This is a genomic window from Hymenobacter sp. UV11 (assembly GCF_004684095.1).
Classification (GTDB): Bacteria; Bacteroidota; Bacteroidia; order Cytophagales; family Hymenobacteraceae; genus Hymenobacter.
Window position 1 is genome coordinate 203,233 of the sequence record NZ_SRII01000003.1, and the last position, 16,504, is coordinate 219,736.

General features: G+C 62.4%; 15 protein-coding genes. 9 read left to right on the plus strand and 6 right to left on the minus strand.

Going from position 1 to position 16,504, the window contains the following annotated elements; all coding sequences use genetic code 11:
* Positions 1-3 precede the first annotated feature (3 nt).
* The gene (locus tag E4631_RS05885) at positions 4-321 is read right to left on the minus strand and encodes a ferredoxin (protein WP_133655891.1); all 318 of its coding nucleotides are present in this window, start codon (positions 319-321) and stop codon (positions 4-6) included.
* Positions 322-335: 14 nt separating this feature from the next.
* The gene (locus E4631_RS05890; protein ID WP_133655890.1) at positions 336-734 is read right to left on the minus strand and encodes a metalloregulator ArsR/SmtB family transcription factor; all 399 of its coding nucleotides are present in this window, start codon (positions 732-734) and stop codon (positions 336-338) included.
* Positions 735-846: 112 nt separating this feature from the next.
* Between E4631_RS05890 and E4631_RS05895 the strand changes: the two genes are divergently transcribed.
* Both E4631_RS05895 and E4631_RS05900 read left to right on the plus strand, forming a co-directional pair.
* The gene (locus E4631_RS05895) at positions 847-1,521 is read left to right on the plus strand and encodes a carboxypeptidase-like regulatory domain-containing protein (RefSeq protein ID WP_166647943.1); all 675 of its coding nucleotides are present in this window, start codon (positions 847-849) and stop codon (positions 1,519-1,521) included.
* Between the two features lie 86 nt (positions 1,522-1,607).
* On the plus strand, positions 1,608-3,002 hold the full coding sequence (locus E4631_RS05900; RefSeq protein WP_133655888.1) for an NAD(P)/FAD-dependent oxidoreductase: 1,395 nt from the start codon (positions 1,608-1,610) through the stop codon (positions 3,000-3,002).
* Positions 3,003-3,077: 75 nt separating this feature from the next.
* On the opposite strand, the gene E4631_RS05905 is transcribed toward E4631_RS05900, so the two are convergent.
* Both E4631_RS05905 and E4631_RS05910 read right to left on the minus strand, forming a co-directional pair.
* Entirely contained in the window at positions 3,078-4,502 is a 1,425-nt protein-coding gene (locus tag E4631_RS05905; RefSeq protein WP_133655887.1) for an NADH-quinone oxidoreductase subunit N, read from the minus strand.
* A gap of 169 nt (positions 4,503-4,671) precedes the next feature.
* Positions 4,672-6,150: a NuoM family protein gene (locus E4631_RS05910; RefSeq protein ID WP_133655886.1), complete on the minus strand. Its 1,479-nt coding sequence runs from the start codon at positions 6,148-6,150 to the stop codon at positions 4,672-4,674.
* A gap of 109 nt (positions 6,151-6,259) precedes the next feature.
* Here E4631_RS05910 and mnmH point away from each other — a divergent pair, with 109 nt between their 5' ends.
* The 4 genes from mnmH (at position 6,260) to E4631_RS05930 (ending at position 9,908) form a co-directional block, all read left to right on the plus strand.
* The gene (mnmH, locus tag E4631_RS05915) at positions 6,260-7,435 is read left to right on the plus strand and encodes a tRNA 2-selenouridine(34) synthase MnmH (RefSeq protein ID WP_240734705.1); all 1,176 of its coding nucleotides are present in this window, start codon (positions 6,260-6,262) and stop codon (positions 7,433-7,435) included.
* Positions 7,432-7,821, plus strand: coding sequence for a VOC family protein (locus E4631_RS05920; RefSeq protein WP_133655885.1), 390 nt, complete (start codon positions 7,432-7,434; stop codon positions 7,819-7,821). The genes mnmH and E4631_RS05920 overlap by 4 nt, the downstream gene beginning before the upstream one ends.
* A gap of 14 nt (positions 7,822-7,835) precedes the next feature.
* Positions 7,836-8,897 carry a selenide, water dikinase SelD gene (gene selD, locus E4631_RS05925; RefSeq protein WP_133655884.1) on the plus strand — a complete coding sequence of 354 codons (1,062 nt, stop codon included), beginning with the start codon at positions 7,836-7,838 and terminating at the stop codon, positions 8,895-8,897.
* Between the two features lie 129 nt (positions 8,898-9,026).
* On the plus strand, positions 9,027-9,908 hold the full coding sequence (locus tag E4631_RS05930) for a glutamate--tRNA ligase family protein (protein ID WP_133657772.1): 882 nt from the start codon (positions 9,027-9,029) through the stop codon (positions 9,906-9,908).
* 22 nt (positions 9,909-9,930) lie between these two features.
* Here the strand turns inward: E4631_RS05930 and E4631_RS05935 are convergent, their stop codons facing one another.
* Both E4631_RS05935 and nfi read right to left on the minus strand, forming a co-directional pair.
* Complete coding sequence (locus tag E4631_RS05935; protein WP_133657771.1) at positions 9,931-12,624, minus strand: M43 family zinc metalloprotease; 2,694 nt, start codon at positions 12,622-12,624, stop codon at positions 9,931-9,933.
* 431 nt (positions 12,625-13,055) lie between these two features.
* A complete protein-coding gene (nfi, locus tag E4631_RS05940; RefSeq protein WP_133657710.1) occupies positions 13,056-13,745 on the minus strand; it encodes a deoxyribonuclease V in 690 nt (229 codons plus the stop codon).
* A 214-nt stretch (positions 13,746-13,959) separates the two neighbouring features.
* Here nfi and E4631_RS05945 point away from each other — a divergent pair, with 214 nt between their 5' ends.
* The 3 genes from E4631_RS05945 to E4631_RS05955 all read left to right on the plus strand — a co-directional run bounded on the left by E4631_RS05945 (position 13,960) and on the right by E4631_RS05955 (position 16,349).
* On the plus strand, positions 13,960-14,535 hold the full coding sequence (locus E4631_RS05945) for a DUF1990 family protein (protein ID WP_133657709.1): 576 nt from the start codon (positions 13,960-13,962) through the stop codon (positions 14,533-14,535).
* Positions 14,528-15,214 carry a DUF1990 domain-containing protein gene (locus E4631_RS05950; protein ID WP_133657708.1) on the plus strand — a complete coding sequence of 229 codons (687 nt, stop codon included), beginning with the start codon at positions 14,528-14,530 and terminating at the stop codon, positions 15,212-15,214. The genes E4631_RS05945 and E4631_RS05950 overlap by 8 nt, the downstream gene beginning before the upstream one ends.
* Before the next feature lie 85 nt (positions 15,215-15,299).
* Positions 15,300-16,349: an NAD(P)-dependent alcohol dehydrogenase gene (locus tag E4631_RS05955; protein WP_133657707.1), complete on the plus strand. Its 1,050-nt coding sequence runs from the start codon at positions 15,300-15,302 to the stop codon at positions 16,347-16,349.
* Positions 16,350-16,504 lie beyond the last annotated feature (155 nt).

Sequence of the window (16,504 nt, forward strand, 5' to 3'; positions counted from 1 at the left end):
AACTTAGCTTTCGTTGTCTAAAAACTGGCTGGGCTGCTTGGTGTTGCCCGCCAGATACTGCACCAGGCCGGCGACATCTTTAGGCGTCATCTTACCATAAACTTCCCCTTCGGGGTACACGATGAGCGCCGCGCCGGGGCCTTTCTTGCAGTGCTTGCATAGGTCGAGGCAGTTGCAGGTTTGCACGCGGGTGTGCACTTTTTCGCCGTCTACGAGCAGGCTTTTCACGCCCTGGTTTTTTAGCTCTTTTTTGAGGGCCTTGGCGACATCTTCGCCGACGCCCGACTTCTGGTTGGTACAAACAAATATTCGGCGCTGCATACGGGTAGTTAGGGCTAGAAAGAGGGGGTAGGGGGCAGCCAGCGGCGGTTCTGAATTTTGTAGGCCGCCAGCTCGCGGTTGTTCCACAGCGTCTGGTATATCTGCTGGTCGCGCATCAGCTGCGGGTCGCGCTCCATCCAACCCAGGATTTGCGGAAGTAATTCGGCCGTCTCGTCGCGCAGGAAATAATACATCCAGTTATCGAGGCGGCGCACGTTCACCAGGCCCGCATTCTTCAAATACGCCAGCTGGCGCGAAGTTTTAGTCTGGGTAAAATCGAGCACCTGCTCCAGGTCGCCGACCACCATCTCCTGGTTGCGCCACAGCAAATGCAGGATGCGCACGCGGCTTTCGTCGCCAAGCGCTTTAAAAAGTTGCTGCCCGAATGCAACCGAGAAATGTTTTACGCGCATCTGCCGTTGGGAAGGGCGAAGCCGGCCGCGGCGCCGCCCCCCAAAAGTACGACCGCCCGCGCGGGCAGGTTCGTATATTTGTTAACGCATCCTCCCAACTCACCCTTGCTCCGTGAATAGTCGTCGCTTCCTCTTGTTGCTCAGCCTGGTACTCCTGACCGGGCTGCTGGCCGCGCCCCACGCCTGGGCCCAGGGCAAGCGCCGCGTGGTGCAGTTCACGGGCATCGTGGCCAGCGGCGATAGCCTACTGGGCGTGCCCGGCGCCTCGGTCTACGTGCCCAAGGCCGGCCGCGGCACCACTTCCAACGCCTACGGCTACTTCTCGATGCCCGTGCTGGCCGGCGACAGCATCGTGTTTCGCTCGCTCGGCTACCGCAACCAGACCATCATCATTCCGGCTGATTATCAGCGCCAAAGCTTTTCGGTAATCGTGACGATGCAGGATGACCCCACCATGCTGCCCGATGTGCGCATTTTCCCCTACGCCACCGAAAAGGAATTTAAGCGCGCCTTTCTGGCCCTGAAGCTACCCGACGAAAAAGGCACGGCCGCCGCCGATAACCTGAACCAGGAGCTGATGCGCAAGATTTTCAACTCGCAGCCCATGGGCCCCACGGCCAACTACCGCCAAACCATGTCGCAGCAGCAATACAATCTCGACCGGCGCATGGGCACCGCCCCCAACCCCTACAGCAACAACCCGCTGCTGAACCCGTTCAGCTGGCTGCAGCTGGTGAAGCAGGTGAAAGACGGCGAGTTCAAGAAAAAAGAGGGGGTAGACTACTAGCCCGTTGGTAGCTAGTTTTTTATAACCCTACCCTAGGTTTTGGGGTTAAAAAGGTGGCAGTCAATTGCCACCTTTTGTTTTTTCTGATGGATACGAATCTTCCGGTTTCGGCGCAGCCGCGCGTGGTAATAATCGGCTGCGGGTTTGGGGGCCTCAAGCTGGCCCAGTCGCTGGCCGACGCACCCGTGCAGGTAGTGATGGTAGACCGCAACAACTACCACAACTTTCAGCCGCTGCTCTACCAGGTGGCTACCGGCGCGCTGGAGGCCGATAGCATCGCCTACCCTATTCGAAAGATTTTTGCGGGCCAGCAGAACTTCTACTACCGCATGGCTGATGTGCGCGGCGTGGTGCCCGGCACCAACCTCGTGCAAACCAATATCGGCGATATTCACTACGATTACCTAGTGGTAGCTACGGGCTCGCTCACCAATTTTTTCGGCATCGAAAGCATCGAGAAGAACGCGATGCAGATTAAGAGCATCCCGAATGCGCTCAACCTGCGGAGCTTTATCTTCCAAAACTTTGAACAGGCGCTGCTCGAAACCAACCCCGAAAAGCGGCAGGCGCTGCTCAATATCGTGGTAGTGGGCGGCGGCCCCACGGGCGTCGAAATCAGCGGCTCGCTGGCCGAGATGCGGCGGCACGTGCTGCCCAAAGACTACCCCGAGCTGGACCTGAAGAAGATGCAGATTTTCCTGGTCGAAGCGGGTCCGGCGCTGCTGGGGCCCATGTCGAAGGCCTCGCAGGACGATGCCAAGCGCTACATGGACGAGCTCGACGTTATCGTGCGCCTCAATACCGCCATCAAGCGGTATGAGGACGGCAAGGCTTACTACTCCGATACCGAGTACATCGCGACCGAAAACATGGTGTGGGCCGCCGGCGTCAACGGCGCTACCCTGCCGGGCCTGCCCGAGGAGGTAGTCACCCGCAACAAGCGCCTGACCGTGAACATGTGGAACCAGGTGCTGGGCCAGCCCAATATTTTCGCCATCGGCGACGTGGCCAACATGGTCACACCCGACATGCCCAAGGGCCTACCTATGCTGGCCCCCGTGGCCCAGCAGCAGGCCGAGCTGCTAGCCGAAAACCTGCGGCGCATCATCCGCCAGGAGGCGCCCAAGGAGTTCAACTACATCAATAAAGGCGTGATGGCAATTATCAGCCGCAACAAAGCCGTGGTTGACCTGCCTAAGAATGTGCATTTCAAAGGCTTTCTGGGCTGGTTGGCGTGGCTGTTCATCCACCTTATTCTGCTGGTAGGCTTCCGCAACAAGGTAGTGGCGATGGTCGACTGGGCCTTCAGCTACTTCAACTCCGACCAAGCCTTGCGGCTGATTATCCGGCCCTTTTCGCGCAAGGATATGAAAGACGACAAGGGCAAGCGGGCGGCCGAGCAGGCTACAGCTACTACGCAGTATAACCCTACCCCCCCCGCCATCCAGGATATGGCGCCGGCTACCGCCCAAGGGCAGTAGCCCTACCCCCCTAAAAAGCGAGCGCGCTACTTGACTGGTCAGGTAGCGCGCTCGCTTTTTAAGGGGGTAGGAAACCTACAGAATATTGCTCAGGAAGCCGGGCAGAATACCCAGCACCAGCGTGAGCAAGGCCAGCAGCACCAGCGTAGCTGACTGAAAGCCATCAACCACAATGGGCGCGTCGTTGCCGGGCTCAGCCGGGCGCATATACATGGCAATAACCGGCCGCAGGTAGTAGTAGATGCCCACCATGCTCATCAGCACCGCAAACACCACCAGCCAGATGTAGCCCTGCGCCACCACGGCCGTGAAGATAAAAAACTTGCCAAAAAAGCCACCCGTGAGCGGAATGCCACCCAGCGACAGCATGGCCAACGTCATGGAAAAAGCCAGCAGTGGGTTAGTGCGCGCCAGGCCGGCGAGGCCCGCGTAGTCTTCGCGCTGGCGCTGGTCCGACACCAGTTTGAGCACCCCGAAAGCAGCCACCGTAGCCACGGAATAAGCCAGGCTGTAGAAGAAAATGGCCTGCGCCGCCGGGCCGCTCAGCTGGCCGCGGCCGGCCACGAGGCCCAGCAGCAGGTAGCCCGCGTGGCTCACGCTGGAGTAGGCCAGCATGCGCTTGGCGCTGGTTTGCACCGCCGCGCCCACGTTGCCGAGTAGCAGCGTGAGCACGCACATGGCCACGATAGTGGGCAGCCACACGGCGCTGGCGCCGGGCAGGGCCACCAACAGCAGCTTGAGGAACGCCGCGAAGCCCGCCGTTTTCACCACCGTGCTCATGAAGGCGGTGAAGAACGTGGGCGTACCCTCGTACACGTCGGGCGTCCAGAAGTGGAACGGCGCAGCCGATACCTTAAAACCGATGCCAATTACCATCATCAGCACGCCTACGTAGAGCATGGACTGCAGGCTGGCATTGGCGGGGGCTGCAATGGCGGCGGCCAGCTCATTGAGCTGGAACGTGCCAGTAGCGCCGTACACCAGCGCAATGCCGAAGAGTAGAATGCCCGTGGCAAACGCGCCTTGCAGGAAGTATTTGAGGGCCGCCTCGTTTGAGCGCACGTTGCGCTTATCGGAGCCGGCCAGGCAATACATACTGATACTCAGGATTTCAATGCCCACGAAGAGCATGATGAGGTGGTTGTAGCTCACCATCATAATGGCGCCCACCAGCGAAAACAGCAGCAGTGAGTAGTACTCGGCCAGGTTGGGCTCGTTGGCCGCCACGTAAGAGCGCGAAAAAGGCAGCAGCACCAGTGCCGTGAGCAGCACAATGCCGCTGAAGGCCACCGAGTAGTTGTCTACGGTGAGCATCTGCGCCACGTAGGGCGAGTCGAACAGGCCCGTGATGCTGCCGGCGTGGTTCCAGTCGAGCAGGTTGAGGCCAAAAACGAGTGCCAGCACCACCAGCGCAAACGGCAATAGCACCCGGTTGGAGCGCAAAAAGCCGAAGAACAGGTTGATAATGCCGAAGACGGAGAGGAGAACTATTGGGAGCATACTAACTACACTTCAAAGAAGAACGTCGTGCTGAAAACTAGGAAAACGTCATGCTGAACGCAGTGAAGCATCTCTACCGCTTCGTTAAATTACTAACTTGGCGGCGTAATAGAGATGCTTCGACAAGCTCAGCATGACGTTCTCGTCCGCTCAGCATGACACTAAATTGTTATCGGCCAACCGCAGTTAGAATGCTGCTGATGGTCGGCTCGGATAAATGCAGGAAAGTGCCGGGAAACAAGCCTAGCCAGAACACCAGCGCGATAAGCGGGATGAACATCGTCAGCTCGGCCCCGGTGAGGTCGGTCATGGTGTCGGAGTGGGCCGAGTCGGGGCCCAGCATCACGCGCTGGTACATGCGCAGCAGGTACACGGCCGAGAAGATGATGGTGAGGCCGGCGATGGCGCCCGCCCACATATTGAACTCGTACACGCCCGCTAGCAGCAGAAACTCACCCACGAAGCCGCCCGTGAGGGGTAGGGCCACCGTGCTGAGCAGCATCACCAGAAAGCACACGCTGAGCAGCGGCGTGCGGCGCGTGAGGCCGCCCAGGTCAGCAATGTGGCGGGTGCCGGTGCGGCGCTCAATGGCGTCGGCCACCAGAAACATACCCACCACGTTCACGCCGTGGGCCAGCATCTGCACCACCGCGCCCTGCAGGCCAATGGCCCTAAGCGAGAATACGCCGGCAATCATGAGGCCTACGTGCGAGAGCGACGAATAGGCGATGAGCCGCTTGATATCGTGCTGACGGATAGCGATGATAGCGCCGTAGATGATGCCGATAATGGCCAGCACCATTACCAGTTGCTGCCACTGCGTCACGCCCAGCGGCACCACCGGCAGCAGCCAGCGCAGGCAGCCGTAAATACCCATTTTCAGCATAATGCCCGAGAGCAGCATGGTGGCTGGGGCCGGCGACTCGGTGTAGGTATCGGGCTGCCAGGTGTGGAAGGGGAAAATCGGCATCTTCACCGCGAAGGCCGCGAAGATGAGCCAAAACAGCCACGCCTGCTGCGAAGCGGCCAGCTGCTTGCCAGTGGTGTAGAATGCCTGAATATCAGAGGAGTGTGCAGCCAGCGAGCCGGCGGCCGGGCCCGTCTGCAAGTACAAATACACGAAGCCGGCCAGCATAAACAGCGAGCCGATGAAGGTGTACAGGAAAAACTTAAACGTAATCTGAATGCGGCGGTCGCTCCGGCTCCAGACGCTGGCCAGGAAATAAATCGGCAGCAGCGCCACTTCCCAGAAAAAGTAGAACACGAACGCATCCATCGCCGTGAACACGCCTAGCAGGCCGGTCTGCATAAAAAGCACCAGGGCGTAGAACGCGCCGGGATTCTCATACTCCTCGTGCCGGAAGGCGGTGGCCAGAATGATGGGCACCAGCACCGTCGTGAGCAGCACCAGGCACAGGCTCAGGCCGTCAATACCGAGGTGAAAGTTGATACCCGCCGAAGGTATCCAGCTGAGGTTGAGGTCGAAGCCGGTCGGCCCGCTGCGGGCGTAGACGATGGCCGCAAACACGGCCACAGCTAATTCCAGGAAAGAAGCCCCCAGGGCCAGGATGCGGGCCGCGCTGCCTTTGGCAAAGTGAAGCAGCAGAGCGGCGGCCAGCGGGAAAAAAACAAGAAAAGCTGTCAGCATTAGCGCAAACGGGGCGGTCGCGGCCGGAAGCCCGGCGCGCAAAACCGCGAATTAGCTGCAAACTTACTGCGTGCGCCGGGAAGGTAGGCACCCGACGAGGCTAAAAAGAGTGCGAAGCTTCCGCTTTGTGCGCGAGCGTGGTGAGCCGGCGGGGCCGCGCCGCCTGGGCTGCCGGCCCGCGCCGGCTACCCGCCGCGCCTACCCAACCGGCCGCCGCTTCGCGCTGCTTTCCCGTAAGTTTGTAGTAATGCCTCGCCATCCTATTACCGATTTTCTCCGTACGGCCGCCGGCCCCATCCTCGATGTGCGGGCCCCGGCCGAGTACGCGCAGGGCCACATTCCGGGCGCGCTCAGCCTACCCCTCTTCACCGATGAGGAGCGGGCGCGCATCGGCACCACCTACAAGCAGGTGAACCCCGAAAAAGCCGTTTTGCTGGGCCTCGATTTCTTCGGCCCCAAGATGCGGACCATGGTGGAGCAGGCCCGTAAGCTGGCGCCCGGCCAGGAAGTGCGCCTGCACTGCTGGCGCGGCGGCATGCGCAGCGGGGCCGTGCAGTGGCTGCTGGAACTGGGCGGCCTCCAAGTGAACCTGCTCGACAAAGGCTACAAGGACTATCGCCACTGGGCCCTGGCCGAAATGGCCCGCCCACGCCAATTGCGGGTGCTGGGTGGCTACACTGGCAGCGGCAAAACCGCCGTGCTGCACGCGCTGGCCGCCCAGGGCGAGCCAGTGCTTGACCTCGAAGGCCTAGCCAATCACCTGGGCTCGTCGTTTGGGGCGCTGGGCCAGCCGCCGCAGCCTACCCAGGAGCAGTTCGAGAATGACTTGGCCGCCGCGCTGGCTGCCCTACCCCCCGACCAGCCCATTTGGGTGGAGGATGAGAGCCGCAACATCGGCAGCTTGACCATCCCTACCCCCCTCTTTTCGCAGATGCAGGCCGCGCCGCTGGTGGTGCTCGACGTGCCCCAGGCCGCCCGTGTGCAGTACCTGGCCAGTAGCTATGGCCGCCAGGATGCCGCCGGGCTGGCTGCGGCCGTGCTGCGCCTCAGCAAGCGCCTTGGTGGCCTCGTAACCAAAGAAGCTTTGGGTGCCATCGCCGACGGCGACATGGCCCGTATGGTGGAGCTGGTGCTGGCTTATTATGACAAAACCTACGGCTACGGGCTGGAAGGCCGGCCCAGTGTAACGGTGGCTGCCGAGGGTACCGATGCGGCGGCGAATGCAGCGCTGGTGCGGGCAGCGGCTGACCAGCCCGAATTTTTAGTCAATCACTCAGCCTCATGATTCCCAAGCTTCGGGTAGCGCGGCCGACTAATAACCTAGCAGCCGTGCGTCATTTTTACGTCGATGGTCTGGGTTTGCAAGAGTTATATGCTTTTACTGGCCACGGGGGGTTCGATGGGCTCATGCTGGGCCACGCGCAGGCGCCTTATCACCTAGAATTTACTTGCCAGGCCGGCCACACGGTGCCACCAGCGCCAACGGCCGAAAATCTGCTGGTTTTCTACTTGCCCGAATGCCTCGAATGGGAGGCCGCCGTGGCCCGAATGCGCACGCACAGCTACCTGCCGGTGCCGGCTCATAATGCCTACTGGGACCAGCAGGGCCTCACTTTCGAAGACCCGGATGGTTATCGGGTGGTGCTGCACCAAGTCGCCTGGAATTTTTAAAACCCGCCCTTATCATGACTACCCCCGCCCTCGACCACATCCGCCTCACCCAATACAGCCACGGCGCGGGCTGCGGCTGCAAAATCGCGCCCAGCGTGCTCGATAAAATCCTGCACAGCAGCCTGCCGCAGCCCAACTACGAGAACCTGCTGGTGGGCAACGGCAGCCGCGACGACGCGGCCGTGTACCGCCTACCCCACCAGGCGGGGCAGTGCGTTATCAGCACCACCGATTTTTTTATGCCCATCGTCGATGATGCGTTTGACTTTGGGCGCATTGCCTCGGCTAATGCCATTTCGGACGTGTATGCCATGGGCGGGCGGCCGCTGCTGGCCATCGCGGTGCTGGGCTGGCCCATCGACAAGCTGCCGCCCGAAGTGGCCGCGCGCGTGACGGAGGGCGCCCGCGCCATCTGCGCTGAGGCGGGCATTCCGCTGGCCGGCGGCCACAGCATCGACTCGCCGGAGCCGATTTTTGGGCTGGCCGTCACGGGTTTGGTCGATGAAAAAAACCTTAAGCGCAACGACACGGCCACCGCCGGCTGCCGCCTGTATTTGACCAAGCCAGTGGGGGTAGGGATTCTAACCACGGCCCAAAAGCGCGAGATTCTGCGGCCTGAAGACGCCGACGTGGCCCCGGCCCAGATGCGCCAGCTCAATAAAATCGGGGCCGACCTGGGCGAAATTCCCGGCATTCGGGCCATGACCGATGTCACGGGCTTTGGCCTGCTCGGGCACCTGGCCGAAGTGTGCGAAGGCAGTGGCGTGCAAGCTGTTATCAACTACCTGCAAGTCCCGCGCCTGGCCCAGGCCGAGCGCTACTTGCTGCAAGGCGCGGTGCCGGGCGGCACCATCCGCAACTTCCAGAGCTACGGCCACAAAATCGGCCCGCTCACCGACGAGCAGAAATTCTATCTCTGCGACCCGCAAACTTCGGGCGGCCTGCTGGTGTGCGTCGAGCCCGGTGCGGCCGAAGCGGCTGCTCAGGCGGTGTTTGCCCAGTACGGGCTGGCGCTGCAATGCTTCGGCGAGCTGCAAGCGCACCAGGAGGGCCAGCCATGGATTGTGGTGGAGTAGAATAAGTCGTTTGTCATTGCGAGCGCAATGAAGTGGAGCGCGGCAATCTTTCCTAGGTGTTTGCTTTCATTTGATTACTAATCCTAGCGGAAAGGAAAGATTGCCGCGCTCCACTTCATTGCGCTCGCAATGACAAACGACCACCAAGCACCACCCATAATCGGCCGGCTGGCGCCTACCCCCAGCGGCTACCTGCACCTCGGCAACGCGGTTAACTTCGTGCTGACCTGGCTCTTGGTGCGCCGGGCCGGCGGCACGCTGCACCTGCGCATCGACGACCTCGACCGCGCCCGGCTGCGGCGGGTGTATCTGGATAATATTTTTCGGGTAATTGACTGGCTGAAAATCGGCTATGACCACGGCCCCAGCGGACCCGACGACTTTCTGGCGCATCACTCGCAGCTACTGCACCTGCCTGATTATAACCGCGCATTACGTCGGCTCGGCCAGCGGCCGGGCCTGGCGTACGGTAGCCAGCGTACCCGCACCAGCGAGGGGGTAGGCGAGGGGCTAGTGCCCCTCGCGACACCCGGCGCGGCGTGGCGGGCGCACGTGCCGCCGCGCGCCGTTGTCACCTTTGCCGATGCCTGGCAAGGGGTGGTAAGCGTGCCGCTGGGCGCGGAGATGGCCGACTTCATTATCCGGAAAAAAGACGGGGTAGCGGCCTATCAGCTGGCCTCCGTAGTAGATGACCTGCGGCTGGGCACCACGCTCGTCGTGCGTGGCCTCGACCTGCTGCCCAGCACCGCCGCGCAGCTGTGGCTGGCCGCGCGGCTGCCCGAAACGCAGGCGTTTAACGCGGCGCGCGTTCAGTTTCACCATCACCCATTGCTGACCGATGCGACGGGCCAGAAGCTCAGTAAATCAACCCAAGCCGTGGGAGAAGCGGGCGTGCTGGCCCACCCAGCCGGCCCGGTGGTAGTGTATCAGGCCGTGGCGCGGCGGCTGGGCCTGCCCGCCGAAGCGGGCGAGTCGCTGGCAGCGCTGCAAGCCGGTTTTGCCACGATGTAGGGGGGTAGGGATGCGCCGTGCCCTACTGCTTCACCACGTTCAGGCGGACTTCCTGGGTGCCCTGCCGCACAACGAGAATATACTTGGCCGCCAGTAATTGCCCCGACCCGGCTAGGGCCACCACGCTGGTGCCGACCTCCACGCTGGCCACCGGCTGGTCGTAGATAATGCGGCCCAGCACGTCGTAGAGCTTCACATCGAGCGGCCCGGCGGTGGCAGTGGTCACCTGAATCGACAAGCCATCGGCCGTGAAGGGTACCGGGAACGCATTGATAGCGTAGGTAATAGCCGCCGGGGGTAGGGCAGCATTGGGGCTGGCCAGCGTCCAGCGGCCGGCCAGGCCAGCCACGTAGTCGCGGCTCACGAGGTGAGCTGAAGCATCGCGCCGCGAGGCGCCTTCGTTGCTCCAGGTGGCCCCGGCATCGCGCGAGTAAAACAGCGTTAGCTGGGCTTCGGGCAGGCCATTTAGCTCGTGCGGCAGGTAGGCCAGCGCGAGCGTGGTGCCGGCCGCGCTGGTCAGGGCCGGCGTGAGGTCAAAATAGCGGCTGATGCTACCGGTGGTGCCAATACCAACCGCCTGGCCCGTGGTGCGGCGCACGGTAGTAATTCCTAGTGCCGAGGCAGCCGTGAGGCGCACGCCCAGACCGCCAAATGTCTCCGTTGCCGTGCCCACAGCGCGCGTGGTTTGCACCTGGCCTAGCACGTAGCTGGCGTCGGTTTCGGTGAGGGTGGCTGTGGGCGCCAGCGTGAGCACATGTATGTCGGTAGTCAATATCGCCCCGCCCATTGTCAGCGCCGTGCCGATGGTGGCCGTGCCGATGGCTTTGGTGCCGGCGCCCGCGATGAGCAGCGTCTGGTAGGCGCCGGGCCGCAGGCTTTGGGCGCCGGGGCCGCGGGTGGCTACCGTGCCGCCGGTTTGGGTAAGCGGCCCGGCGCCGGCGTAGTCGCCGTACAGCGCCAGCTCGCCGCCGCTCAGCGTGAGGCTGCCCTGCTGGGTGAGCATGCGTACCTCGGCCGTACCACTGCTAATGAGGGGGTAGGGCGTGCTGAGGCCGGCCGGAATGAGCGCGTCGGTGTAGCGGCTGGGCACGCAGCCGTTCCAGTTGGCGGCATCGAACCAGCTGCCAGTGCCCGCCGCGCCGCTCCATACCGGCGCCACCGCCTGCACGCTCACCGTGGCCGACGACGTGCAAGCCGAGCCCACTAAGCCCAGTGTTAGCAGGTAGGTAGATGATTGCGTGGGGGTAACAACGATGCTGGCCGTAGTAGCCACCGCCGGCAAGCCATCGCCACTCACTACCGTCCAGGTATAGAGCCCGCCCGCGGGCGGGTTCGTGATGCGGAGTGTGAGCCCTACCCCCGCGCTGGGACAGAACGTGGTGCTGGAGGCCGCCAGCACCGGCGTGGGCGGGGCCGGGTTCACCACGAGCTTGGTACTGGCCGCGCTGGCGCACTGCCCGGTCGTGACGGATACCCGCACGGTGTAAATACCCGCCTGGTCGGTAGTGATGGCCGGCAAAACCGGGTTTTGCAGCGTGCTGGTAAAGTTGTTGGGCCCCACCCAATCGTAGCTGGCACCGGCCGGGCCGGTGGCGCCGAGCGTGGTGCTGCTGCCGGCGCACACCGGCCCGCCGTTGGTGGCCGAGGCGGCCAGCGGGCTGCCGCTGCACAGGGCCGGCGAGGTCAATAAGATGGCCCGGCGCGGCGTACCGGCGGCCATCACGTCCTGCATCCGTCCCTTCTGGTCCTGCGAAAACAGGGCCATGCAGGCATCATTCGAGTAGTCCAGAAAGTCCTGAAACAGGTCGCCATTCGGCCCGTTCGAGCAGGTGACGTGCGGAAAAGTGGGGCAGCCGTAGTTGGGGCCCTGCTGGGTGGGCGTGTCGGCGCAGTAGTCATCGCCGCAATTAGTGTCGCCCCAGGTGTGGCGCAGGCCCAGGAAGTGGCCTAGCTCGTGGGTGAGGGTGCGGCCCTGGTCGTAGGGCGTGGTGAGCGTCCCTACCCGCCCAAAAGCCGAGTATAGTATCACGACCCCGTCGGTAGTGGCGCCGCCGCCCAGCGGGCTCAGGCCCGCCAGCCCAGCCGTGTTATCCGGAAATTGAGCGTAGCCTAGAATACTGTTGCTCAGGTTAGTTACCCAGATATTGATGTACTGGTCGGGGTTCCAGTCGGTAGCCGGCTTAATGGTGGCGTCGATATATGATTGCGCATAGGGCGGAGCCGTGAAGCCCTGGGCAGTGCGGTCGATGCGGTCGATGCCCGGCTCGGCCAGCGTACGGCCGGCCGGGTCGCGCTGGGCCAGCACAAACTGAAACTGCGCATCGGCCCGCAGCGGCTGAAACGGGGCGGCCACCGCCGCGCCATTGGCGTTGCGGTTGCGGTAGTCCTCGTTCAGCACGTCGAGCTGCGACTGCACCTGCGCCTGGCTGATATTGAGGCCCGTACCCACCGCCTCGCCATCGTACACAATGTGCACCACTACCGGCAGCGTGTAGGTGGTGGCGGCCGTGGTGCGTAGCGCGGCGCGCGGCGCGCTGGCCGCCAGCTTATCGGCGCGGTAGCCGGGCAGGCGCTGTTGCAGCTGCGCCTGCTGCCAGGCATCGGCCTGCTGGGTACCGCAGGTGCGCGGGCCGGCGGGGGGTAGGGCCTGGCCGGCGGCTCCAAAGCTTCGCATCCAAAAACCCACCCAAATCAGCAGCGCCGCGCATTTTGTCATAAAAAACGCCAGCAACTAGCGCTACCAAAAAAGTGAAATCAGCCTTTGAGTAAAGCTAAGGCCAGATGGGGGAATGAACAATGAACAGTGGGCAGTGAGCAAAAAAACGCCATGACGGGCTTGCCGAGGAATCTCGCCCGCGCCGTAGAACGAAGCGCGAATGGCACAGATAAAATTCCTTAGCAAACCCACGTTGCAGACCAGCTTGCTGCGGGGGAAAGGTTCAGTTGGAGGGCCCGCCTGGCCGGTCCGCCGGCGCGAGCCGGCCGACCGGTTATCGTTGACAGCTGCGGCCCACGCAACGACAACCGGTCGGCCGGCTCGCGCCGGCGGACCGGGGAGCATGTCTCGCAACTTGGGTTAGCAAGCTCAGCATGACGTTTTTTTGCTCACTGCTCACTGCTCACTGCTCACTGCTCACTGCTCACTGCTCATCGCACTTCCTTCTTAAACTCCTCGGCCCAATAGTCGGCCAGGCGCGTGGGTTCGGGCAGCTTGTAGCCGCGCAGGCAGGCCAGCGTGAGGCGCGTGGCGGTGGCCTGGTCGCAGCGGTGGCCGGGGCTCACGAACAGCGGCAGCACCTTGTCTTTGCTGCGGATAACTTCGCCAATCAGCTCGCCGGTTTTGGCGTCGAGCAGGGGGGTAAGGCTACCTTTTTCGGGCGCGGGTTCCTGGAAAGTGCCGGTCAGCTTGTTTTTGGCCACGCCGAAGGTGGGCATGTCGAGCAGCACACCCAGGTGCGCGGCAATGCCCATGCGGCGCGGGTGCGCAATGCCGTGGCCATCCACCATTATTACGTCGGGCTTGTGCGTGAGCTTGGCAAAAGCCTGGATAACGTTGGGCGCCTCCCGAAACGACAGAAACCCCGGCACGTAAGGCAGCGGCACCGGGCCGTAGCTATACACTTTCTCCACCACTTCGAGCGATGGAAATTGCAGTACCACAAACACCGACAAAATGGTGTCGGGCGTTGGGAACGACGAGTCGCAGCCCGCAATGAGGCGTGGGGGGTGGGGTAGGGGCTCGGCGCGCACCCGCTGGCGCAGCTCGTGCTGCTGCGCGGTGAGGCTGCGCACCAGCGCCGGGTCGGGCGCCGGGCCGGGAGGACGGTAGTAGGCCATTTCTTTTGAATTATGAAGTAGAAATTATGAGTTGTGAAATGAGGTTTCGAGGTTTGGCGGCTGTTTCTTTTTGCGCTACGCTACGTAAACGAAGCGCGATGCGGGTGAAGTCGCCTAGTGCATAAGTTCAAAAGCTGCACTGCACAAACGAGCGCAACGAGGGCAATACCACCCAATTCATAACTCATAATTTCTACTTCATAATTCAAAAGAAATGCCTCATCCTGAGCAGCCGGCCGCCCGCGGCGATGGCCCCGAACTGGAGCGCCGCTACTACCTCGACGTGGCGCGGCCGCACCACGCGCCCGCACAACTCATGGCGCTGGTGCAGGCCGACCTGCCGCATTTTTCGCCGGGCCTGCTGGCCGATTTTGAGCAAACCAACGGCGAGCACGGCCAGTTGCGCGTCGGCGATGAGTTTCACATCAAGATTCTGGGCCCCTGGAATGGCAGCGTGCGCGTGACCCAGGTCGGCGCCACGTTTTTTGAGCTGGTGACCCTCGAAGGCCATCCCGAGGCCGGGCGCATTCGCTTCGAAGTGCACGCCCTCGACAATTACCCCGATGCCCTGCGCTTTGAGATTCACTCGCTGGCCCGCTCGCGCGACGGGCTGGTGGCCTTCGCCTACGACACGCTCGGCGGCGGCCGGCTAATGCAGGAGGCTACCTGGGTCGAGTTTTGCCAGCGCGTAGGCCAGGCCAGCGGCGGCCAGGCGCTGGGCCCGGTGGTGGTCGAAACCGTGCGCCGCGCCTTAGATGGTACTACTAATCAGCAAGTTTCGCATGAGTAGTCCCCTGCCCTTACCCGCCCCTACCCCCCCCGACGCCTGGCGCCAGTACCGCGACCGGCTCGCCACGTATGCGCACACCAAGGTCAACTACGATACCCAGGACCAGCACGCCTACACGGCGGCCAATGGCTGGCGCCTCGACGACTACGCCACCGACCTGCCCGCCGAGGCGCCTGGCCCGCCCGAGGCGGCCGGCTCGTTTGTGGCCGCCCAGGACATTATGCGCCGCTACGCCTTCCCGCCGCCCGACCTCATCACCGGCTATTTTGACCCCAGTCAGCCGCTCGACCAGCGCGTGATGGTGCTGCGGGCGCACTTTCTGGTGTTTCATTTTTTCTTCGGCGTGCGCATCGTAGATGTGGTGGATGAGGCCGCCCTACCCTCCCCCGGCGGCCCCGAGCGGGTGTGGGGCTACGGCTACCGCACGCTTGAAGGCCACTTCGAGCGGGGGCAGATTAACTTTTCGGTGCATAAAAACCTGGCAACCGGCGCCGTGCAGTTTCGCATTCATGCCATGTCGCAGAAGGGCACCATTCGTAACCCGTTTTATTGGTTGGGGTTCAAGGTGTTCGGGCGTATGTTGCAGCGCCGCTTCGCCCGGAAATCGTTGGTGCGGATGCGCGGGCTGGTGGCCGAGGCGCGGGCCCGGCCCCAACCTTTGCTCGCCCCAGCTGTTTAACTTCCTAAACTACCTAAGCGCCGCCGCTGCCCACCGGGCCGTTGCGGCGTTTTTGTAGGCATTTTTTTACTCAAACCAGCCATTAATGTCTGCCACCAAAGCTTACGCGGCTCCCGCCGCCAATATTCCTCTTGAGCCGTTTACCCTGGAGCGCCGTGCCCCCGGCGCCCACGACGTACAAATTGATATCCTGTTCTGTGGCGTATGCCACTCCGACCTGCACCAGATTCGCGACGAGTGGGGCGGCTCTATTTTCCCGATGGTGCCGGGCCACGAAATCGTGGGCCGCGTGTCGGCCGTGGGCGACCACGTAAAAGGCTTTAAAGTAGGCGACCTGGCCGGCGTGGGCTGCATGGTCGACTCGTGCCGCGAGTGCTCGTCGTGCAAAGAAGGCTTGGAGCAGTACTGCGAAACCACCGGGATGATTGGCACCTATAACAGCCGCGAAATCGCCACTGGCCAGCCCACCTACGGCGGCTACTCGCAGCAGATTGTGGTGGATGAGAAATACACGCTCAAGGTGAGCGAGAAGCTCGACCTGGCCCGCGTGGCCCCGCTGCTGTGCGCCGGCATCACTACCTACTCGCCCCTGCGCCAGTGGAAAGTGGGCCCCGGCCACCGCGTAGCCGTAATGGGCCTGGGCGGTCTGGGCCACATGGCCGTGAAATTTGCCGTGGCCCTGGGCGCCGAAGTAACGGTGCTCAGCACTTCGGCCGGCAAGGAAGCCGATGCCAAAGCCCTTGGCGCCCACAAGTTTGTGGTAACCAAGGATGCCGAGCAGCTAAAGTCGGTAACCAACTACTTCGACTTCATTATTAACACCGTATCGGCTCAACTCGACCTCGGTGCCTACGTGAATCTGTTGCGCCTCGACGGCACCATGATTTTGCTGGGCGTGCCTTCCGAGGCGCCGCACCTGCACGCCTTCAATCTCATTGCCAAGCGCCGCCGCGTGGCTGGCTCGCTCATCGGCGGCATTGCCGAAACGCAGGAGATGCTCGACTTCTGCGCCGAGCACAACATCATGTCGGATATCGAGCTGATTGATATCCAGCACATCAACGAAGCCTACGAGCGCATGCTGAAAGGCGACGTGAAGTACCGCTTCGTCATCGACGTAGCTTCGCTCAACTAAGGCAAAAGCCAGTGCCAGCCGCTAAAAAGCCCGCCAGACCTTGCGTCTGGCGGGCTTTTTAGCGGCTGGGTGTTGATGGAAGGGTCGCAGATAGTGAACTTCTTCAACGGCTTTGGTGGTAAAATATCGTTTCGCCAGCAGCGTTTCGAATTGGA

Coding starts and splice junctions, on each gene's coding strand:
- E4631_RS05920 (WP_133655885.1), top strand. CDS start 7,432: ATGATTCCCAAGCTTCGGGTAGCGCGGCCGACTAATAACCTAGCAGCC.
- E4631_RS05935 (WP_133657771.1), bottom strand. CDS start 12,624: ATGACAAAATGCGCGGCGCTGCTGATTTGGGTGGGTTTTTGGATGCGA.
- E4631_RS05955 (WP_133657707.1), top strand. CDS start 15,300: ATGTCTGCCACCAAAGCTTACGCGGCTCCCGCCGCCAATATTCCTCTT.
- E4631_RS05900 (WP_133655888.1), top strand. CDS start 1,608: ATGGATACGAATCTTCCGGTTTCGGCGCAGCCGCGCGTGGTAATAATC.
- E4631_RS05910 (WP_133655886.1), bottom strand. CDS start 6,150: ATGCTGACAGCTTTTCTTGTTTTTTTCCCGCTGGCCGCCGCTCTGCTG.
- E4631_RS05930 (WP_133657772.1), top strand. CDS start 9,027: ATGACAAACGACCACCAAGCACCACCCATAATCGGCCGGCTGGCGCCT.
- E4631_RS05905 (WP_133655887.1), bottom strand. CDS start 4,502: ATGCTCCCAATAGTTCTCCTCTCCGTCTTCGGCATTATCAACCTGTTC.
- nfi (WP_133657710.1), bottom strand. CDS start 13,745: ATGGCCTACTACCGTCCTCCCGGCCCGGCGCCCGACCCGGCGCTGGTG.
- E4631_RS05945 (WP_133657709.1), top strand. CDS start 13,960: ATGCCTCATCCTGAGCAGCCGGCCGCCCGCGGCGATGGCCCCGAACTG.
- E4631_RS05885 (WP_133655891.1), bottom strand. CDS start 321: ATGCAGCGCCGAATATTTGTTTGTACCAACCAGAAGTCGGGCGTCGGC.
- E4631_RS05950 (WP_133657708.1), top strand. CDS start 14,528: ATGAGTAGTCCCCTGCCCTTACCCGCCCCTACCCCCCCCGACGCCTGG.
- selD (WP_133655884.1), top strand. CDS start 7,836: ATGACTACCCCCGCCCTCGACCACATCCGCCTCACCCAATACAGCCAC.
- E4631_RS05890 (WP_133655890.1), bottom strand. CDS start 734: ATGCGCGTAAAACATTTCTCGGTTGCATTCGGGCAGCAACTTTTTAAA.